Here is a 17,182-nt window from a genome sequence, read left to right as displayed (position 1 = left end):
TCGTGAAGCGACAGTTCGGCTTCGTGAAAGCCAGATACAAGGGGTTGCTGAAAAACGATAACCAACTGGCGATGTTATTCACGCTGGCCAACCTGTTTCGGGCGGACCAAATGATACGTCAGTGGGAGAGATCTCACTAAAAACTGGGGATAACGCCTTAAATGGCGAAGAAACGGTCTAAATAGGCTGATTCAAGGCATTTACGGGAGAAAAAATCGGCTCAAACATGAAGAAATGAAATGACTGAGTCAGCCGAGAAGAATTTCCCCGCTTATTCGCACCTTCCTTAGGTAGACAGATCGGTGTACTTCAAGAGGAAATTCACCATGAGCGAAAAACGGCAGCAGCTGATGACGACAGCCTATCGGTTGTTCAATCGTCACGGCTTTCACGCCACCGGCATCGATCGCATCTGGGCCGAGGCAGGCAGTACCAAACGTACCCTCTATCGCCACTTCCCCACCAAGGATGCCTTGATCGAAGCGGTGCTGATGGCACGGGATGCGGAGTTCTTTGCCCTGCTCGATGCCAGGATGGATGGGGTATCGGGGCGGGAGGCCAGGTTGCTGGCGCTGCTCGATGGCTTTGCGGACTGGTTTGGCCGCAGCGACTTCTACGGCTGCAACTTCATCAACGCGAGCGCCGAGTTCTCCGATCCTCGCCACCCGGTGCGCAAGCTGGTGGTGGCCCACAAGCGTGCGTTGCTGAACTGGGTCAGGGAGGCCCTCGAATGCACCGAGGTGCAGGCCACCGGGTTATGCCTGCTGCTGGAAGGGGCCGTGGTGATGGCCCACAGCTATGAGCAGCCTCTGGCTCTGGAACAGGCCAGGGTGTTGGCGGAGGCCGTGCTGGCAGAGCCGCGCTAGTTCAGCTCCGTGGGGTCGATATCCAGACTCCAGCGCACCCGCTTGGTCTCGGGCCACCCCTCCAGCTCCGTCACCGCCCAGTCGAGCAACTGGGCCAGCGGTGCCCGGCTGGGCCCCTGCACCAGCAGCTGCATGCGAAACTTGCCCGCCTTGCGCTCCATAAAGCCGCTGATGGGCCCCAGCACCTGCACCTGGGGATAGCGGGCGCTGCGTAGGGTATCGGCGAGACGACTGAGGAACAGCTGTACCTCGTCGCGGCCGTTGGCCTCGGCCCGGAACAGTCCCTGATGGCTGAACGGTGGCAGCCCCAGCAGGCGGCGCTCTTTCAGCGTCGTGTCGGCGAAGTGGCCATAGCCGTTCTGGGTCAGATCCTGCAGCAGGGCGTGTTCGGGATGGTGGCTCTGCAGCACCACCAGCCCGGGTTTGCTGGCGCGACCAGCCCGGCCCGCCACCTGGGTGTAGAGCTGGGCCAGCTTCTCGGCGGCGCGAAAATCGGCGCTGAACAGGGCGCCATCCACGTCCAGCAGGCCCACTAGCGTCACGTCCGGGAAGTGGTGGCCCTTGGCCAGCATCTGGGTGCCGATCAGGATCTTGTACTTGCCCGCCTTGATGTCGCCGAGGTGGGTCTCCAGCTCCCCCTTGCGGCGGGTGTTGTCCCGGTCGATGCGCACCACCGGATATTGCGGGAACACGGTGCCGAGCAGTTGCTCCAGCTGTTCGGTGCCGACCCCGGAGCCGATGAGCTCGCTGCTGCCACACTCGGGACAGTGGTGGGGCAGCGGGCGCACGCTGTCGCAGTGGTGGCAGTGCAGTCGCCGCCCGGCCTGGTGCCAGGTGTACCAGGCGTCACAGCGCTCGCAGGCGGCACTCCAGCCGCACTGGTGGCAGATGAGTGCCGGCGCATAGCCCCGGCGGTTGAGAAACAGCATCACCTGGTTGCCCGCCGCCAGGTGCTCGGCCATCAGCTGTTCCAGCTGGGGGGAGAGCCCGGCCTGCAACCGCACGTTCTTGATATCCAGGATCACCTGGCGAGCGGTCTGGGCGTTGCCGGCGCGCCGGGTCAGGCTGAGGTGGTGATACTTGCCGCTGCGGGCGTTGTGCAGCGTCTCCAGCGACGGGGTGGCAGATCCAAGCAGGATGGGAATGCCGGCGCGATGGGCCCGCATCACCGCCAGATCCCGCGCGTGGTAGCGAAAGCCGTCCTGTTGCTTGAAGGAGCCGTCGTGCTCCTCGTCGATGATGATGATGCCGAGGTCCTTGAACGGCGTGAACACCGCGGATCGGGTGCCGATCAGAATGGCGGCACCACCGTCGCGGCAGGCGAGCCAGGCATCGAGCCGCTCCCGGTCGTTCATGGCGGAGTTCATCGCCACCACGGGCACGTTGAAGCGGCGGCGAAAGCGGTTGATGGTCTGGGGGGTGAGGCCGATTTCCGGCACCATCACCAGCGCCTGCTTGCCCGCCTTGAGCAGGGGCTCGAGGATGCTGAGGTAAACCTCGGTCTTGCCGGAGCCCGTGATGCCGTCCAGCAGGAAGGCACCGAACTTGTTGCTCTGGCTGGTGACGGCGGCCACCGCCAGCGCCTGCTCGCCGTTGAGGCGCAGCCCCTCACCCGGCTCGAAGCGGGTGGCCCAGTCGCCATCATGGCTCGGCTCCAGCGAGCGCTTCTCCAGCAGTCCCTTCTTCTCCAGCGCGGTGAGGGCCGCGCTCTGGATCTCCTCCTGTTTGAGGGCGGAGGGGGTCTGCGGCCCCTTGCGCAGCAAGGCGAGGGCCTGTTGCTGCTTGGCCGCCCGCTTGAGCTCGTTGAGGTCGATGGCCATGCCTGCCTCGGTGGCAAACCAGAACTCCAGCTCCCGATAGGCGGCGGGCTCCCCCTTGCGCACCAGCACCGGCAGGGCGTGGGGCAGTACCTCCCCCAGCGGGTGCTGGTAGTAACCGGCGCTCCAGGCCATCAGCGCCAGAATGTCGGGCCCCAGCACGGGGGCGCTGTCGAGCACCCTCTTCAAGGGCTTTAATTTGTTGCGGGGGACCTGGCTCTCGGTCGGGTGATCCACCACCAGACCGACCAGGGTCTGCGGGCCGAACGGGATCTCGACCCGGCAACCGGGGGCAGGCAAGGGCAGGGGAGAGAGATAGTCGAAATGACGGCGTAACGGCACCGGCACAGCCACACGAACCAGATCCAGCGTTTGGGAAGAATTCACCAGGGGTTGCCTATTTTTTCTGCGAAGCCACTTGCCTGATCTCAGGCGTTTCCTATATTATTCGCAGCCTTTGAAACTGTGTTCAACAATCGTGTGGTGTCCGACAAGAGATCGGATGGCGACACGGCCTGATAATTGAGGTTGTCCATGAAAGCTGGTATCCATCCTGACTACGTAGCCATCACCGCCAAGTGCTCTTGCGGTAACGTCATCAACACCTTCTCTACCATCGGTAAAGATCTGAACCTGGACGTGTGCTCCGAGTGCCACCCGTTCTACACCGGCAAGCAGAAAGAAGTTTCTAGCGGCGGCCGCGTAGACAAGTTCAACAAGCGTTTCGGTGGCTTGACCTCCAAGAAGTAATCTTGCTTCTGAAGAATTCTGAAAAAGGCGCCCATCGGGTGCCTTTTTTATTGGCCGCCATTCTGTAATTCCCCGCTTTGCCCTATGGTGTTGGCTCAACCAAGGGAGAAGAGCCGATGCGCACATGTCTGGTGATGGGAGCTGCCGGGTACATAGGATCCTACCTGGTGCCCCATCTGCAGGGTCTGGGGTACAGGGTCATCGCCGGGGCCCGTCGTCCCTGCCGTCTGCCGGAGGGGGTGGCGTTTCGCCTCGCCGACAGCCTCAAGCCTGCCACCCTGCCCCCTGCGCTGGCGGGGGTCGACACCGTCTTCTATCTGGTACACGCCATGGGGGCGGGGGCCGGTTTTCACCGGTTGGAGCAGCAGGGAGTGAAGAACTTCGCCGCCGCCGCCCGTGCCGCCGGGGTGCGCCGCATCGTCTATCTCGGCGCCATCCAGCCCGAGCCCTGCAACAGTCGTCACCTCAACTCCCGGCGCTACTGTGGGGAGCTGTTTCGCAGCGCAGGGGTGCCCACGGTAGAGCTGCGTGCCGGTATCATCATAGGCCCCGGCTCGGCCGCCTTCGAGGTGATGCGGGATCTGGTGTACAACCTGCCCATGATGGTGACGCCCAAGTGGGTGCGTTCCCGCACGCCCCCCATCGCCCTCTCCAACCTCTTGCACTATCTGGGCGGGCTGGTGGAAGCCGACGAGGTGGATGGCCAGATCTTCAATGCGGCCGGCCCCGAGCTGCTCAGCTACCAGCAGCAGCTCCAGAAGTTCGCCGCCCATATCGGCAAACGCTGCCCCATCATTCCGATACCTTTTTTGAGCCCCCGGCTCTCCGCCTGGTGGCTGCAGTTCGCCACCTCGGTTCCCCAACCCATCGCCAAGGCGCTGGTGGGGGGGCTCAAGCACGACATCCCGGCGGATGATGGCCCCTTGCGCGCCCTGTTGCCCCAGCATCTGCTCAGCTTCGACGAGGCGCTGGCGGAGAGCCTGGCGTTGGAGCAGAGGCTCGGTGCCGAGCAGCACGGGGAGGAGACGCCCCTTGGTCTGCGCTGGCGCCATCCTGAATATGGCTTCTACGACCGTACCGCCAGCGGGGAGGCGGATTGCCTCGCCGCCCCCGAGGTGGTGTGGCAGGTGTTGCAGCAGCTGGGGGGTGAGCAGCGCTACTTCTACATGAACGAGCTGTGGGTGGTGCGCGAATGGATGGATCACCTGATCGGCGGCCCGGCCCGGACCCGGGGGCGCACCAACCCGGATCGCTTCGTGAAGGGGGACATGCTGGACTCCTGGCAGATCCTCGGGGTGGATGAAGGACGCAGGCTGGATCTGTTGTTCAACATGAAGGCCCCCGGCGTCGGTCGGCTGGAGCTCAACATCCAGCCCCTGGAGTCCGGCCTGACCCGGCTGCGGGTGACGGCCCACTGGCATCCGCAGGGGGCCTGGGGGCTGGCCTACTGGCTTGCCATGCTGCCGTTCCACCTCTTCATCTTCCAGGGGATGACGGAGGCCATCGCCCGGCAGGCAGAGGCAAAAGCCGGCATTCCAGTCATGGATTGAAATCGAATCTATAGCTAATTGGGTAGTTCTGGGTGGCATGACATGCTACTGACTAGCGTGTCATTGCTATCCAGCGATATTTTATGCTGTGAAAGGGCGGGGGATTTCTTTATGATCCTCAGCCCTCGCCCGCTGGCGAGCCAACGCATCACTCATTCATTTCCGTATCGGGGTCCCCCATGTCCGATCAGCAGCACGATCTCCGCCAACAGGCACTCGACTACCACGCCCAACCTGTCCCGGGCAAAATCGCCATCGCCCTCACCAAGCCCGCCGAGACCGCTCGCGATCTGGCGCTGGCCTACAGCCCGGGCGTTGCCGAACCGGTACGCGAGATCGCCGCCAATCCGGCCGATGCCTACCGCTACACCGGCAAGGGCAACCTAGTGGCCGTCATCTCCAACGGCACCGCCATCCTGGGGCTGGGCAATCTGGGCCCGCTGGCCTCCAAGCCGGTGATGGAGGGCAAGGCCCTGCTGTTCAAGCGCTTTGCCGGCATCGACGCCATCGACATCGAGGTGAAGCACGAGACCAGCACCCAGTTCATCGATACGGTGGCCGCCATCGCCGACACCTTTGGCGGCATCAACCTGGAAGACATCAAGGCCCCCGAGTGCTTCGAAATTGAAGAGGCGCTGATCGCCCGCTGCGACATCCCGGTGTTCCACGATGACCAGCACGGTACCGCCATCGTCACCGCAGCCGGGCTGCTCAACGCGCTGGAAGTGCAGGGCAAGGAGATTGGCACCAGCCGCATCGTCTGCATGGGTGCCGGTGCCGCCGCCACCGCCTGCATGGATCTGCTGATCAAGTGCGGGGCTGCGCCGCACAACATCTTCATGCTGGACCGTCAGGGTGTGATCCACAGCGGCCGCACCGATCTCAACCAGTACAAGCAGCGTTTCGCCAACGACACCCCCCTGCGCACCCTGATGGAGGTGATCGAGGGGGCTGACGTCTTCGTCGGTGTCTCCGGCCCGGACGTACTGCCCGCCGAGGCGGTGGCCCTGATGGCCCCCAACCCGGTGATCTTCGCCTGCTCCAACCCGGACCCCGAGATCAAGCCTGCCCTGGCTCACGGAGTGCGCGGGGATCTCATCATGGGTACCGGCCGCTCGGACTACCCGAACCAGATCAACAACGTGCTCTGCTTCCCCTTCATCTTCCGCGGCGCCCTCGACGCCCGTGCCAGCCGCATCAACGATGCCATGAAGATCGCGGCAGTGGAGGCTATCCGGGCTCTGGCCAAGGAGCCGGTGCCCGCCGAGGTGCTGACCGCCGCTGGCGTGAGTGAACTCGCCTTCGGCAAGGATTACGTCATTCCCAAGCCCATGGACGCCCGCCTGCTGCCGCGGGTTGCCCGTGCCGTGGCGCTGGCGGCGGTTGCCTCCGGGGTGGCCCGCATCGAACTGCCAGGGGATTACATGCTGGGTTGAGTCACGGCAAGCGCGTAAAAAACAGAAGGGGCCCCTGTCGGGGGCCCCTTTTTCATGGCGGTGTCCCGTCCTGAATATGGTTTACACCTTTCCCCCCAATAAATGGAGAACCCGATGGGACAAGGTGTGAAACGGACACAGCGCGATTACTCGCTGACTTTTAAACTGGCGCTGGTCGAGCAGATTGAAAAAGGCGAGCTCACCTACAAACAGGCTCAGGTGCGTTATGGCATTCAGGGCCGTTCCACCGTTCTGGTATGGTTGCGTAAACATGGTCGGCAAGATTGGAGCCAGGGGGCTTCTGTTCGTGCCGGCAGGAGCATCACCATGCCAGACCCCGACAACCAGACGCCCGAGCAGCGTATCAAGGAACTCGAGCAACAGCTGGCGCTGATGAGTCAGAAAGCCCAGTTCTTTGAGGCCGTCGTCGATGTACTGAAGAATGACTACGGCGTCTCCATCGTAAAAAAGCGACCCGGCAAGTCCTCTCGCAGCGGCAAGTCGAGAGGCTGACCATTGTCAGGGCTTGCCTGTTTCTCGGGATAAGCCGGCAGACTTACTACAAGCGCAATCGGGTCGCCGACGAGCGCCATGCACAAGGGCTACAGGTGGTGCGCTTTGTGCGTCAGGTTCGACTGCGACAACCGCGGGTGGGCACTCGCAAGCTGCATTATCTGCTGCAGGGTCAGGATGATGACGGGCTCAAGGTCGGGCGTGACAGGCTGTTTCAGATATTGGCCGAGCACCGCCTGCTGGTACTGCCTAAGCGGGCGTATCACAAGACCACCCACAGTTTTCACCGTTTCTACCGTCATCCCAACTTGCTCAAGGCGGGGCCAGAGCAGGTCACACCGGTGGCACCGGAGCAGGTCTGGGTCGCAGATATCACCTATCTGCCAGCCAAGAGCGGGCCGCTGTACCTGAGCCTGGTGACGGATGCGTACTCACGCAAGATAGTAGGCCACCACGTACACGAAGGAATGCACGCGGAGTCGGTGGCGATGGCGTTCAAGAAAGCGCTGAAGCAACGGTGTGGCAGCGGGGAGCTAATCCATCACTCAGACCGTGGCGTGCAGTATTGCTCGGGACTGTATCAGTCATTACATGAACGGTACGGGGTGAAATGCTCGATGACGGATGGGTATGACTGTTACCAGAATGCGTTGGCGGAGCGGGTGAACGGGATTTTGAAAGGAGAGTTATTGTTGCAAAGCCCGCAGGATTTGGCGCAAGCGCGGGAAATGGTGCGTGAAGCGGTGGATATTTACAACGCGGAGCGGCCGCATCATGCGTTGAAATACAGAACCCCCGATGCGGTACATAGGGGGTTCTGAGTAGAGAAATGCTAGTTGAAAATGTGTAAACCTATTTCAGGACTAGACACGGGAGCGGGCGGCTTACTTGGTCTTGGGAGCAACCTTGACGGCCGGCGCCTTGGCGTGGGCAGCCTTGTGATGCTTTTTCACGACCTTGGTCTGGGTGGCGTGGGGAGCGGCGGCCTTGGTCGGGGTGGCGGCCATGGTGAAGCCGGAGGTCAGGGCGAAGACAGCGGCCAGAGTCAGGGGGATCAGCTTGTTCATATTCCAGTTCCTCGTTCGGTTTGATAACATGGAGCGTTTCTCCATGACTTCATCCTAGGGCTGTTCGACCTGCGGTTCAGTGAGCGACTGGTGACGGTTTGTATCCAAATGTACGGGCAGGATCAGGCAGAAACGGGCACCGCTGCTGCTTGGCAGCAGTTGCACCTCGCCGCCGTGGTGGTGGGCGATGCTGCGCACGATGGCCAGCCCCAGCCCGGCGCCGCCGGTGCGTCTGTCCCGGCTCTGATCCAGGCGCACGAAGGGCTCGAAGATTTGCGGGGCCAGCGCGGGCTCGATGCCGGGGCCATCGTCGGCCACCTCCAGCAGATAGTCGTCCCCCTGTCGCGCTATGCAGAGGCTTGCCTGGCTGGTGGCATGGCGCAGGGCGTTGCCGATGAGGTTCTCCAGCGCCCGGTCCAGCAATCGGGTGTCGCCGCGCCAGGGCAGAGCCATGGCCGGGCGCACGAGGTCGAGCCGCTTGTCCGGTCGCAGGGCCTGCCAGTCGGCCAGGCGGCTGCCGGCCCAGCTGCCGAGCTCCAGATCGCTGCATTGCAGCGGCAGTTCGGGGCGATCGAGCCTGGCATAGGTGAGCATCTCCTCGATGAGGGCATCGAGGGAGCCGAGGTCCCGCTCCAGTCCCTGCTGCTCCTCGGGTGAGGGAGGCTCGGCCAGCATGGCGAGGCGATAGCGCAGCCGCACCAGGGGGGAGCGCAGCTCGTGGGCGATGGCGTCGGTCAACTGCTTGCGACTGGCCAGCATGGCCTGCAACTGCTCCGCCATCTGGTCGAAGGTGCGGCCGACCCGGCCCAGGCTGCTGCCGGGCGGCAAACCGGTGCGACAGGAGAGATCCCCGTCGCCGACCCGGCGGGCGGTCTGTTCGAGCTGTTGCAGGCCGCGCCAGTGGGGGCGCAGCCAGAGCAGGATGGGCAGGCCGAGGGAAAGGCCGATGAGCAGCAGCAGCCCCACGTCCACCCAGTGCAGCTCGTGCAGGTAGGAGAGGTAGGGGACGGGGCCGACGATCAGCACCTTGTCGGTGTTCGGGATGCGCTGCAGGAAGGTGTCATCCTCTTCGACGATGACGATGTTGCCCGCCTCGAGGAAGGCCTGATCCTCGCTGGCCAGGAGCTGGTTGGCGAGGACGCCGATCTGCAGCGGCAGATTGAGCTGGCGGCTCTGCTCGCCGGTGCGGGTGGCCCAGTGTTCCGGCGGCAGCCGGGCCAGCTCGCCAGTGAGCAGGCCGAGGGAGCCCTGCATCATCCGCTCCAGATAACGGTCCCCCGCCCGCTCGGCGCTGACCTGATAGACCAGCCCGATGAGCAGAATGGCGAGGGTGAAGCAGCCTATCAGCAGCAGATAGAACTGGATAAACAGGCGTCGCATCGGGGCTCTCCTCTTGCCTGGATTGCGTCTGGACATTGCCTTGTTGCCCCTCATCCCCAACCCTTCTCCCGCAAGGGGAGAAGGGCGCTGAGTGCATCAAGGTCATTCGGCGGGGCTTATTCCTAGGCCTGGGGCACCAGCAGGTAACCTTTCTGGCGCACCGTCTTGATCCAGAGCGAGTTGTTGCTGTCATTCCCTGGCTTCTGGTGTGCAGGCGTGTGAGACACCAGCTCATTCCCAAGCCTGGGGTACGAGCAGATAACCCTTTTGGCGCACCGTCTTGATGCGGGTCGGGTTGTTGCTGTCATCCCCGAGCCGGCGGCGCAGACGGGAGATGGCCACGTCCATGCTGCGATCCTGGCCGTCGTAGTCGCGCCCCCGCAGGCTGCGAAACAGCGCTTCCCGCCCGAGGATCTGGCCGGCGTGGCAGGCCAGCTCCCACAGGAGGTCGAAATCGGCGGTGGAGAGGGGAATGCTCTCCCCATCGAGGCGCACGTCCCGACCCGGGCCGTCTATCTGGAGGCGGCCGAACTGCAGGCGCTGGGGCGGGGCGGCGGGGACCACGGCCTGCTGGCTCTGCCCCTGCTGGCGAAACTGGACCCGCAGCCGGGCCAGCAGCACCGGGGGGGGCGTGGTCTTGAGGATGTAGTCGTTGGCCCCCAGCTCCAGGCTCAGGATCTGGTTCATGTCGCTGTCGAGCGAAGTGAGCATGACGATGGGGCCGGCAAAGCGCGGACGCAGATCCCGGCACAGGGAGAGGCCATCCTGCCCCGGCAGCATGATGTCGAGCAGCACCAGATCCGGCTGCTCGGCCAGGGCCCTGTCGAGTGCCCGGTCACCCCGGGTCTCCAGCAGCACCTCGATGTCGTGGCGACCGAGCCAGCTGCTGATGAGCTGGCCTATCTCGGGATCGTCTTCAACAAACAGAACGCGTGGCATGGTGGCGTGATTCCCCGGTCATGGCGTGAGTGGGCGTGTCGCCAGCATAACGGCTGCGTCCGCGCTCTGCACCGGGATAACTAATCAATGCGGGGGTTTTTGCCCCTTCTCCCGGGGGAGCAGGGGGGACAGGATGAATCGGTTGGCATCGGGCCGCCCCCACTTGTCCCGTGGCGGGTCGGGGCGGCCCGATGAGGCAGGTTCCGTGCCCTTCAGTGGCCAAAGCGGCTCCGGCTGCCATGGAGCAGCCGGGGAACCGCCCGGATCAGCCGCCCTTGCGCTTCAGGTACACCCCGGCTTCCATGTGGTGGGTCCAGGGGAACTGGTCGAACAGGGCGAAGCGGGCGATCTCGTGGGTTTCACCGAGCACGGCCATGTTGGCCTGCAGGGTCTCGGGGTTGCAGGAGATGTAGAGGATATTGTCGTAATCCTGCACCAGCTTGACGGTGGCGTCGTCCAGACCGGCCCGGGGCGGGTCGACGAAGATGGTGTTGCACTGGTAGGCGCCGAGATCGACCCCCTTGAGGCGGTTGAACTCCCGCTCGCCGCGCATCGCCATGGTGAACTCCTCCGCCGACATGCGCAGGATGATCAGGTTGTCGACACCGTTGGCGGCGATGTTGAACTGGGCGGAGTCCACGCTCGGCTTGGCGATCTCGGTGGCCAGCACCTTGCGAAAGTTCTGCGCCAGAGCGATGGAGAAGTTGCCGTTGCCGCAGTAGAGCTCCAGCAGGTCCCCCTCGCTCCTCTTGGTCACGTCCAGGGCCCAGCCCAGCATCTGTTCGTTGATGGCGGCGTTGGGCTGGGTGAAGCTGTTTTCCACCTGCTTGTAGACCAGCTCGCGCCCCTGCACGGTCAGGCGTTCGATGACGAAGTCATCCCCCAGGCAGATCTTCTGCTTGTGGGCGCGGCCAATCAGTTGCAGCTCGAACCCCTTGGCACGCAGGTCGGCCTGCAGCGCCTCGGCGGCCTGCTGCCACTCGGCTTCCAGCTTGCGGTGGTAGAGCAGGCTGACGCAGATCTGGCCGGACTGGGTGGAGAGATAGTCGATCTGGAACAGCTTCTTGCGCAGCACGGGGTGCGGGCGCAGCCCGGCCAGCAGCACAGGCATCAGCCGGTTGATGAGCAGGCTGGCGGTGGGGAAGCTGTCGACCCGGATAATCTCCTTGGTGGCCGGTGCATACATGCAGTGGAAGAGGTCGTCCCCCTCATGCCAGATCCGGAACTCGGCGCGCATCCGGTAGTGCTCGGCGGGAGAGGCGTGCAGCTCCAGCGCAGGCGGATTGAAGGGGGCGAACAGCTGGGTGAGGCGATCGCGCTTCTCGTCGAGCTGGGCCTGGTAGTCGGCAGGAGTCCGTCTGCCCTGGGCGTCGGCGGAAGATGGCTGGGATTGAGTCATGGATACCTCGCATGCACCGGGCTGAGCCGGGGAAAGACCGGGGGAAGGCCGCAGCCAACCAAAGGGTGGGGATTTTAAAAGGCCGTTGCGGATTGTCCAAGTTTTTTGTGGTCAAGAAGTGGCCAGTCGGGCCGATAACCGATCCACCACTATAGGCGGGAGAGTAATGATGCAAATTGATGGCATGGGCGCAGCCCAACCCAAGGGAGTGGGCATTGCTCCCAAATCGCCTCAACAGACGGAGTCGAAAACGGCGGACAAGGGGGATGAGGTCTCCCTGAACAAGCCCCCGAAATGGGCCCAGGTGCTGATCCAGCAGGCGCTGCAATTTGCGCTGGAGATCAACGGCCAGGGCTACAAGGCACCCAAGGTGCAGGAACCCCAGGAGGTCACCCCGGAGACCCTGTTCGATTTCCAGTCGGTGGCGGACAGCGTGTTGCAGTTCGTCACCGGGCGGATAGGCGCGGCCCGTGCCGACGGCAAGTCCGACGACGACCTGACCAAGATGATGGAGCAGGCCCGCAAGGGGGTGGACAAGGGCTTCGGTGACGCCAGGAAGCAGCTCGGTGACTGGGCGGACAACGAGGACATCAAGACCGGCATGGATCAGAGCTACAAGCTGATCCAGAAGGGGCTCGATGAGTTCGAAAAGGAGTTCTTCGGCAAGGTGTCGACCACGGATCTGGGGGATGCCAGGATGGCCAGCCGCCAGCAGGCCCTCCTCGAGATCGAGACCCGGGACGGGGACAAGGTGATGCTGCGCTTCAGCGACAGCTGGCAGTTCAAGTCCCAGAGCGACGGGGGCGGCAGCCAGTTCAGCCTCAAGTCGAGCCAGAGCTTCGACTTCTCCCTGGAGGGGGATCTCGACAGTGCCGAGATGGATGCCATCGGCACCCTGGTCAAGGGGCTGGACGAGCTGGCCGGGCAGTTCTTCAAGGGGGGCGACGGCAAGACCCTGGCGGGCGGGCTGAACGGGCTGCAACTGGATGACAGCCAGCTGGTCTCCTACTCCCTCAAGCTCAAGCAATCGGCCAAGTTGAGTCAGACCTACCAGGGGGCCAGTTCCCTGCAGGAGAGCCTCAAGCCCCTGGCGGACTACCTGCCGAGGCTCAGCCGGTTGCAGCAGCAGGCCGACGCCCTGCTGCCCCCTTCCCAGCAGGAGGCGCTGACACCCACCGTGCTGGCGGCGCGGGGTCAGGACGGGGCGACCCAGGGGGCAGGCTTCATGGGCTTCAACCAGCGGATGCTGGAGGCCATGCGGCTGCTTGGCCAGCAGATGGCGACCGGCTAGTCTGGCGACGCCCCCGTGATGCCGGCGGGGGCGGGGTGTTTGCCAGCCCGTCCCCGGGCTGGCACACTGCCCTTTTCCCCAGCCCGGCGATGCCATGAACCCCAAGAAGCCAAGAGACAAGCGCGAGCTCTGCTACCCCTTCATCTTCGAAACCCAGTTCCAGTGCGATTACGAGATCGCCACCGACGAGCTCTGCTGCCAGGTGGGGGCCGTGCTCTCTCATCTGATGCCGGATGAGGATACCCGGCCCGTGATGGCGGATCTGGCGACCCTGCAGCGGCTCATCTACAACCTCAACGGCTCGGTGCGGGGACGGCTCGGCATCTTCGAGGAGGATCTGGACTGGCTGAAGGGACGGTACGATCACTACAACGAGGCGAGTCGCGGCCGGGTGACCGGCTTCGTGCTGCCCCAGGGGCCCCAGCCCATTCCCACCCTGCACCTGTGCCGCTGTGGCAGCAAGAAGGTGGTGCGTCTGCTGGTACGCCTGGAAGAGAGCGGCGTGCGCTTCGATCCCATCCTCTATCGCTTCGCCAATCTGCTGGCCAACTTCTTCTTCGTGCTCACCGTCTACCTCAAGCAGGCGTGGGATGTGACCGAAGTCCCCTATGTCAGCATCAACTACTGATATAAATGACTGAAAAGGCTTTTATTTTTCTAGAAGATCAAAGACGATCAAGCAAAGTTATTAAAACTTGGATGGTGCCGACAGCGGAGTGGGAGAAGCCATGACATCGATTCATCTCAGTGGCAGTTCGTTCTTGATGCCGGGCAACCTCGCCTGGCGCCCCCTGGCTGAATACGGCGAAGTGCAGGTGGCCCCCCATGGCCAGTGGTTGCAGACCCTGATGCACCAGAGCGCCGATGCCGCGGCCGGGACCCACATCATCATCTGGCTGTGGGAAGATCTGGTGCCCGCTCGAACCCTGCAGGAGTGGGGCCGTCTGGCGCAGGATGAGCAGCTGCTGGCGGTTGCCGCCTTCGTCGACGCGCTCTGCCAGCCTCTGTTGCAGCATCTGCAGCGCCGCCCGCAGGATCATCTGCTGGTGGGGGCCTGCAGCCATGCGCCGCTCTGTGTCTATGGCACGGCCCCTGCCGTGCTCGCCGTGCTGGCCAGTGCGTTCGAGCAGCAGATGGCCCGCCTGCACCTGCTGCAACCCGGCCTGGACGACCTGCACCTGCCACTCTGGCTGCAACAGCATGGCCGCCAGCACTGCTTCGATCGGCGCAACCTCTATCTGATGTCCTGCCCCTTCTCCATGGCCGGTCTGGCCAGCCTGGCGCAGTGGATTCTCCCCTTGCTGCAGCGGTTGCAGCAACCCGCCCACAAGGTGCTGGTGCTCGACTGCGACAATACCCTGTGGGGCGGCGTGGTCGGCGAAGACGGTGTCGGCGGCGTCCTGCTGGGGCAGGACGGGATGGGCCGGCTCTACCAGGCTTTCCAGCAGGCAGCCAGCCACTGGCACGGGCAGGGTATAGTGCTGGCGCTCTGCTCCAAGAATCTGCCTGACGATGTGTGGCGGCTGTTTGACGAGCATCCGGGCATGGTGCTGACACGGGCGCAGATCGCCGCCGCCGAAATCGGCTGGGAGCCCAAATCCCAGGGGCTGCGGCGGCTGGCCGCCCGCCTCCATGTCGGGCTGGACAGCCTGGTCTTCTGGGATGACAGCGAGCTGGAGCGGGCCGAGGTGCGGGCCAACTGCCCCGAGGTGATGGTGATGACCCCGCCGGCCGATCTCTGGAGCTGGCCGGATGCCCTGCTGACGCTGCCAGCCCTGTGCAGTCGCCACCAGAGCCGTGATGACGGCCTGCGGCAGCACTCCTATCAGGCCCAGGCCGAGGCCGAGGCGGTGCGCCGGCAACTGGGCGACGAGCACGCCTTCCTGCGACAATTGGCGCTGCAGGCTGACTGGCAGCCGTTCTCCCCGGGCAACCAGTTGCGAGCCGAACAGCTCAGCCAGAAGACCAATCAGTTCAACCTCTCCCGCCGCCGCTATCAGGCGGCGGAGCTGGCCCGGCTGGCCGCCGAGGGAGGCGACGTCTGGCTGGCCAGCCTGCGAGACAGGTTCGCCGATCACGGCATGACGGCCCTGCTGGTGGTGCGCTCGCTCGATGAGGGCAGGGCGCTGCTGGATACCCTGGCCATCAGCTGCCGGGTGCTGGGGCGCGGTTTTGAATACTGGCTGCTGGCGCAACTGGCAAACCATCTGCGGGCACAGGGCGTGACCGAGCTGGTCATCAGCCTGGTTGCCACCACCCGCAACCAGCCGGCACGGGATTTTCTGGCGAGCCTGCCAACCCGGCCGATAACCACTCCAGCGGGGTTGCTGCCGCTGGCGGACGAGGTTTTCCTCAGTCTGAATCTCTGCTCTCTTTCTCTCCCGTTTTTGGAGTTCTATGCCAATGAATGACCTTATCGCGCTGGCACACCAGCAGTTCCCTCAGGCCAGCGTCAATGCACAGTCTGCCCTCGGCAGTTTTCCCGAGTGGGATTCTCTGGGTCACTTCAACCTGCTGTTGCTGGTCGAACAGCACTATGCCGTGCGGTTCGAGCCGCAGGAGCTGGCCGAGTTGAAGAGTCTGACCGACATCCAGCAAGCCCTGCTGCGCAAAGGGGTTGCCGTGTGAAACAGGCACTCGAGCAGGCGCTGACCGAGCTGGGGATCCCCAGAGGCGGCGCCCTGATGGTGCACTCGGATGCCATGGTGGTGGCACAGTTTGCCGGCATGGGCAACGCCGAGGGCATCGCGGCCTTCTGGACATGCCTGGAGCAGTGGCTGGATGGACACCTGCTGGTGCCGACCTTCAGTTACAGCCCGATGGCGGACGAATGCTTCGACCCTGCGCAGACCCCGAGCAAGGTGGGCTTGATGACGGAGCTGTTCCGCCAGCGGGAAGGGGTGGTGCGCACACTGGATCCCGTCTTCAGCATGGCGATCAGCGGCCCACAGGGGCCTGCGCTGGTGGCGCGGGAGTGTCACGACTGTTTCGGCCAGGAGAGCCCGTTCGGCTGGCTGGCGGAGCAGAACGGCTGGCTGCTGGGGCTGGGTTGCCACCCCGACCGCATCACCTTCACCCACTACGTGGAGCAGCGGCTGGCCGTCCCCTACCGCTATCACAAGATGTTTGCGGGTCAGGTGCGCGTCGATGGCCGCGTGCGGGAGTGGCAGGCGGATTACTATGTGCGCGACCTGTCGCTGGCCAGCGAAATCGACCTCTCCCGGTTGGTGACCCTATTGCAGGAGCGGGGCGCCTGGCGCCAGACGCTGTGCCAGCGGGTGCCGGTCTGGGCGGTGTCGTGCCGCGACTTCATCCTGGCCGCCAGCGAGTTGCTGGCGGCAGCCCCATACGCCCTGATCCGGGCGGGAGGAGAACCCCATGCAGTTTGATCACATCGGACTGGTGGTGCCGGACCTGGCGAGCGGTGTGGCCTATTGCCGCGACGTGCTGGGGTTGAGCCGCTTCTCGGTTGCGGTGGAAGATCCGCTGCAACGGGTCTGGGTGCAGTTCGTACATGACGACTATGGCCTCTGCTACGAGCTGGTCTCCCCGGCCAGCGAGGAGAGCCCGGTCGCCCAGGTGCTCAAGACCCGGCGCAACGTCATCAACCACCTTGCCTATCGGGTGAGCAACCTGCAGGCGAGCGCCGAACGGCTACGCACACAGCGCCACCTGCCCCTTGGGCCCAGCCAGCCAGCGATCGCTTTTGGGGGCTCTCATGTCCAGTTTTTTCTCAGTCCCTTGGGACATATTGTTGAGCTAATTGAGGGGGTTGAATGATGCCGAATCATGACAGTTGTTATTTGCCTACAGACTGGGCTGACCAGGATCAGCTTGGCGAACAGCTGCATCGTTTGCTTTCCTTGCTGTTTCCGCTCAATCGCAGCTTGACAGGCGATGGTGTAAGAAAAACATTGGCCCTGTTTCGCGAACATTGTTTACCTGAATTGCAGATCCATGAAGTTGCCAGCGGAAGCACATTTTTTGATTGGACAGTGCCGGATGAGTGGAATGTCAGAGAGGCTTACATCTTGGGACCTGATGGGCACCTGACTCTTATACACAAGTAGCGTCCTGAACGGAACCTTTCCCGTTTTCCAGGATCTGATCTTCTATGTGACTCCCAACATAGTAACGATCATGATAACTTCTGCTCTTCATCGTACGGCTGACT

General features: G+C 63.5%; 16 protein-coding genes and 2 pseudogenes. 13 read left to right on the top strand and 5 right to left on the bottom strand.

What is annotated here, in order from left to right; all coding sequences use genetic code 11:
- A pseudogene (locus C3418_RS18980) lies at positions 1 to 140 on the top strand (IS5/IS1182 family transposase); the annotation flags it as partial.
- Positions 141 to 326: 186 nt separating this feature from the next.
- Positions 327 to 866 carry a TetR/AcrR family transcriptional regulator gene (locus C3418_RS18970; RefSeq protein WP_103859075.1) on the top strand — a complete coding sequence of 180 codons (540 nt, stop codon included), beginning with the start codon at positions 327 to 329 and terminating at the stop codon, positions 864 to 866.
- Here the strand turns inward: C3418_RS18970 and priA are convergent.
- Positions 863 to 3,070, bottom strand: a complete 2,208-nt coding sequence (gene priA, locus C3418_RS18965) for a primosomal protein N' (protein WP_103859074.1) — start codon at positions 3,068 to 3,070, stop codon at positions 863 to 865. The two genes, C3418_RS18970 and priA, sit on opposite strands and share 4 nt — an antisense overlap.
- 147 nt (positions 3,071 to 3,217) lie before the next feature.
- On the opposite strand from priA, the gene rpmE reads away from it, so the two are divergent.
- The 4 genes from rpmE (at position 3,218) to C3418_RS18945 (ending at position 7,753) form a co-directional block, all read left to right on the top strand.
- Positions 3,218 to 3,433, top strand: a complete 216-nt coding sequence (rpmE, locus tag C3418_RS18960; protein ID WP_010676078.1) for a 50S ribosomal protein L31 — start codon at positions 3,218 to 3,220, stop codon at positions 3,431 to 3,433.
- A gap of 116 nt (positions 3,434 to 3,549) precedes the next feature.
- Positions 3,550 to 4,983: a DUF2867 domain-containing protein gene (locus tag C3418_RS18955; RefSeq protein ID WP_103859073.1), complete on the top strand. Its 1,434-nt coding sequence runs from the start codon at positions 3,550 to 3,552 to the stop codon at positions 4,981 to 4,983.
- A 179-nt stretch (positions 4,984 to 5,162) separates the two neighbouring features.
- Positions 5,163 to 6,419: a malic enzyme-like NAD(P)-binding protein gene (locus C3418_RS18950; protein WP_041211983.1), complete on the top strand. Its 1,257-nt coding sequence runs from the start codon at positions 5,163 to 5,165 to the stop codon at positions 6,417 to 6,419.
- Positions 6,420 to 6,533: 114 nt separating this feature from the next.
- Positions 6,534 to 7,753 (top strand): IS3 family transposase gene (locus tag C3418_RS18945; protein WP_103859072.1). Its coding sequence is split into 2 segments (ribosomal slippage): positions 6,534 to 6,882 and positions 6,882 to 7,753, totalling 1,221 coding nucleotides; the frame shifts between segments, so codons are not numbered across the junction.
- 63 nt (positions 7,754 to 7,816) lie between these two features.
- On the opposite strand, the gene C3418_RS18940 is transcribed toward C3418_RS18945, so the two are convergent.
- The 4 genes from C3418_RS18940 to trmA form a co-directional block, all read right to left on the bottom strand.
- Entirely contained in the window at positions 7,817 to 7,999 is a 183-nt protein-coding gene (locus tag C3418_RS18940; RefSeq protein ID WP_010676075.1) for a hypothetical protein, read from the bottom strand.
- A gap of 54 nt (positions 8,000 to 8,053) precedes the next feature.
- The gene (rstB, locus tag C3418_RS18935) at positions 8,054 to 9,379 is read right to left on the bottom strand and encodes a two-component system sensor histidine kinase RstB (protein WP_103859070.1); all 1,326 of its coding nucleotides are present in this window, start codon (positions 9,377 to 9,379) and stop codon (positions 8,054 to 8,056) included.
- 231 nt (positions 9,380 to 9,610) lie between these two features.
- A complete protein-coding gene (rstA, locus tag C3418_RS18925) occupies positions 9,611 to 10,318 on the bottom strand; it encodes a two-component system response regulator RstA (RefSeq protein WP_010676073.1) in 708 nt (235 codons plus the stop codon).
- A 265-nt stretch (positions 10,319 to 10,583) separates the two neighbouring features.
- Positions 10,584 to 11,717, bottom strand: a complete 1,134-nt coding sequence (trmA, locus tag C3418_RS18920) for a tRNA (uridine(54)-C5)-methyltransferase TrmA (RefSeq protein WP_103859069.1) — start codon at positions 11,715 to 11,717, stop codon at positions 10,584 to 10,586.
- A 169-nt stretch (positions 11,718 to 11,886) separates the two neighbouring features.
- Here trmA and C3418_RS18915 point away from each other — a divergent pair, with 169 nt between their 5' ends.
- The 7 genes and pseudogenes from C3418_RS18915 to C3418_RS18885 all read left to right on the top strand — a co-directional run.
- Positions 11,887 to 13,008, top strand: a complete 1,122-nt coding sequence (locus tag C3418_RS18915; RefSeq protein ID WP_103859068.1) for a DUF5610 domain-containing protein — start codon at positions 11,887 to 11,889, stop codon at positions 13,006 to 13,008.
- Between the two features lie 94 nt (positions 13,009 to 13,102).
- A complete protein-coding gene (locus C3418_RS18910; RefSeq protein ID WP_042016441.1) occupies positions 13,103 to 13,636 on the top strand; it encodes an ATP--cob(I)alamin adenosyltransferase in 534 nt (177 codons plus the stop codon).
- Positions 13,637 to 13,736: 100 nt separating this feature from the next.
- Entirely contained in the window at positions 13,737 to 15,419 is a 1,683-nt protein-coding gene (locus C3418_RS18905) for an HAD family hydrolase (protein ID WP_103859067.1), read from the top strand.
- Positions 15,412 to 15,636, top strand: coding sequence for an acyl carrier protein (locus tag C3418_RS18900; protein WP_041211978.1), 225 nt, complete (start codon positions 15,412 to 15,414; stop codon positions 15,634 to 15,636). The genes C3418_RS18905 and C3418_RS18900 overlap by 8 nt, the downstream gene beginning before the upstream one ends.
- Positions 15,633 to 16,397, top strand: a complete 765-nt coding sequence (locus C3418_RS18895; protein ID WP_103859066.1) for an AAC(3) family N-acetyltransferase — start codon at positions 15,633 to 15,635, stop codon at positions 16,395 to 16,397. Before C3418_RS18900 ends, C3418_RS18895 begins: the two co-directional genes overlap by 4 nt.
- The gene (locus C3418_RS18890) at positions 16,387 to 16,788 is read left to right on the top strand and encodes a VOC family protein (RefSeq protein WP_103859065.1); all 402 of its coding nucleotides are present in this window, start codon (positions 16,387 to 16,389) and stop codon (positions 16,786 to 16,788) included. The genes C3418_RS18895 and C3418_RS18890 overlap by 11 nt, the downstream gene beginning before the upstream one ends.
- Positions 16,785 to 17,054, top strand: a pseudogene (locus C3418_RS18885) (DUF4910 domain-containing protein); the annotation flags it as partial. The gene C3418_RS18890 and the pseudogene C3418_RS18885, both read left to right, overlap by 4 nt.
- Between the last annotated feature and the right edge of the window lie 128 nt (positions 17,055 to 17,182).

This window comes from Aeromonas sp. ASNIH8 (assembly GCF_002919855.1).
In the GTDB taxonomy this organism is placed as follows: Bacteria; Pseudomonadota; Gammaproteobacteria; order Enterobacterales; family Aeromonadaceae; genus Aeromonas; species Aeromonas caviae.
Note: the sequence above shows the minus strand (reverse complement) of the source record. Positions and strands in the feature narration are given on the sequence as shown.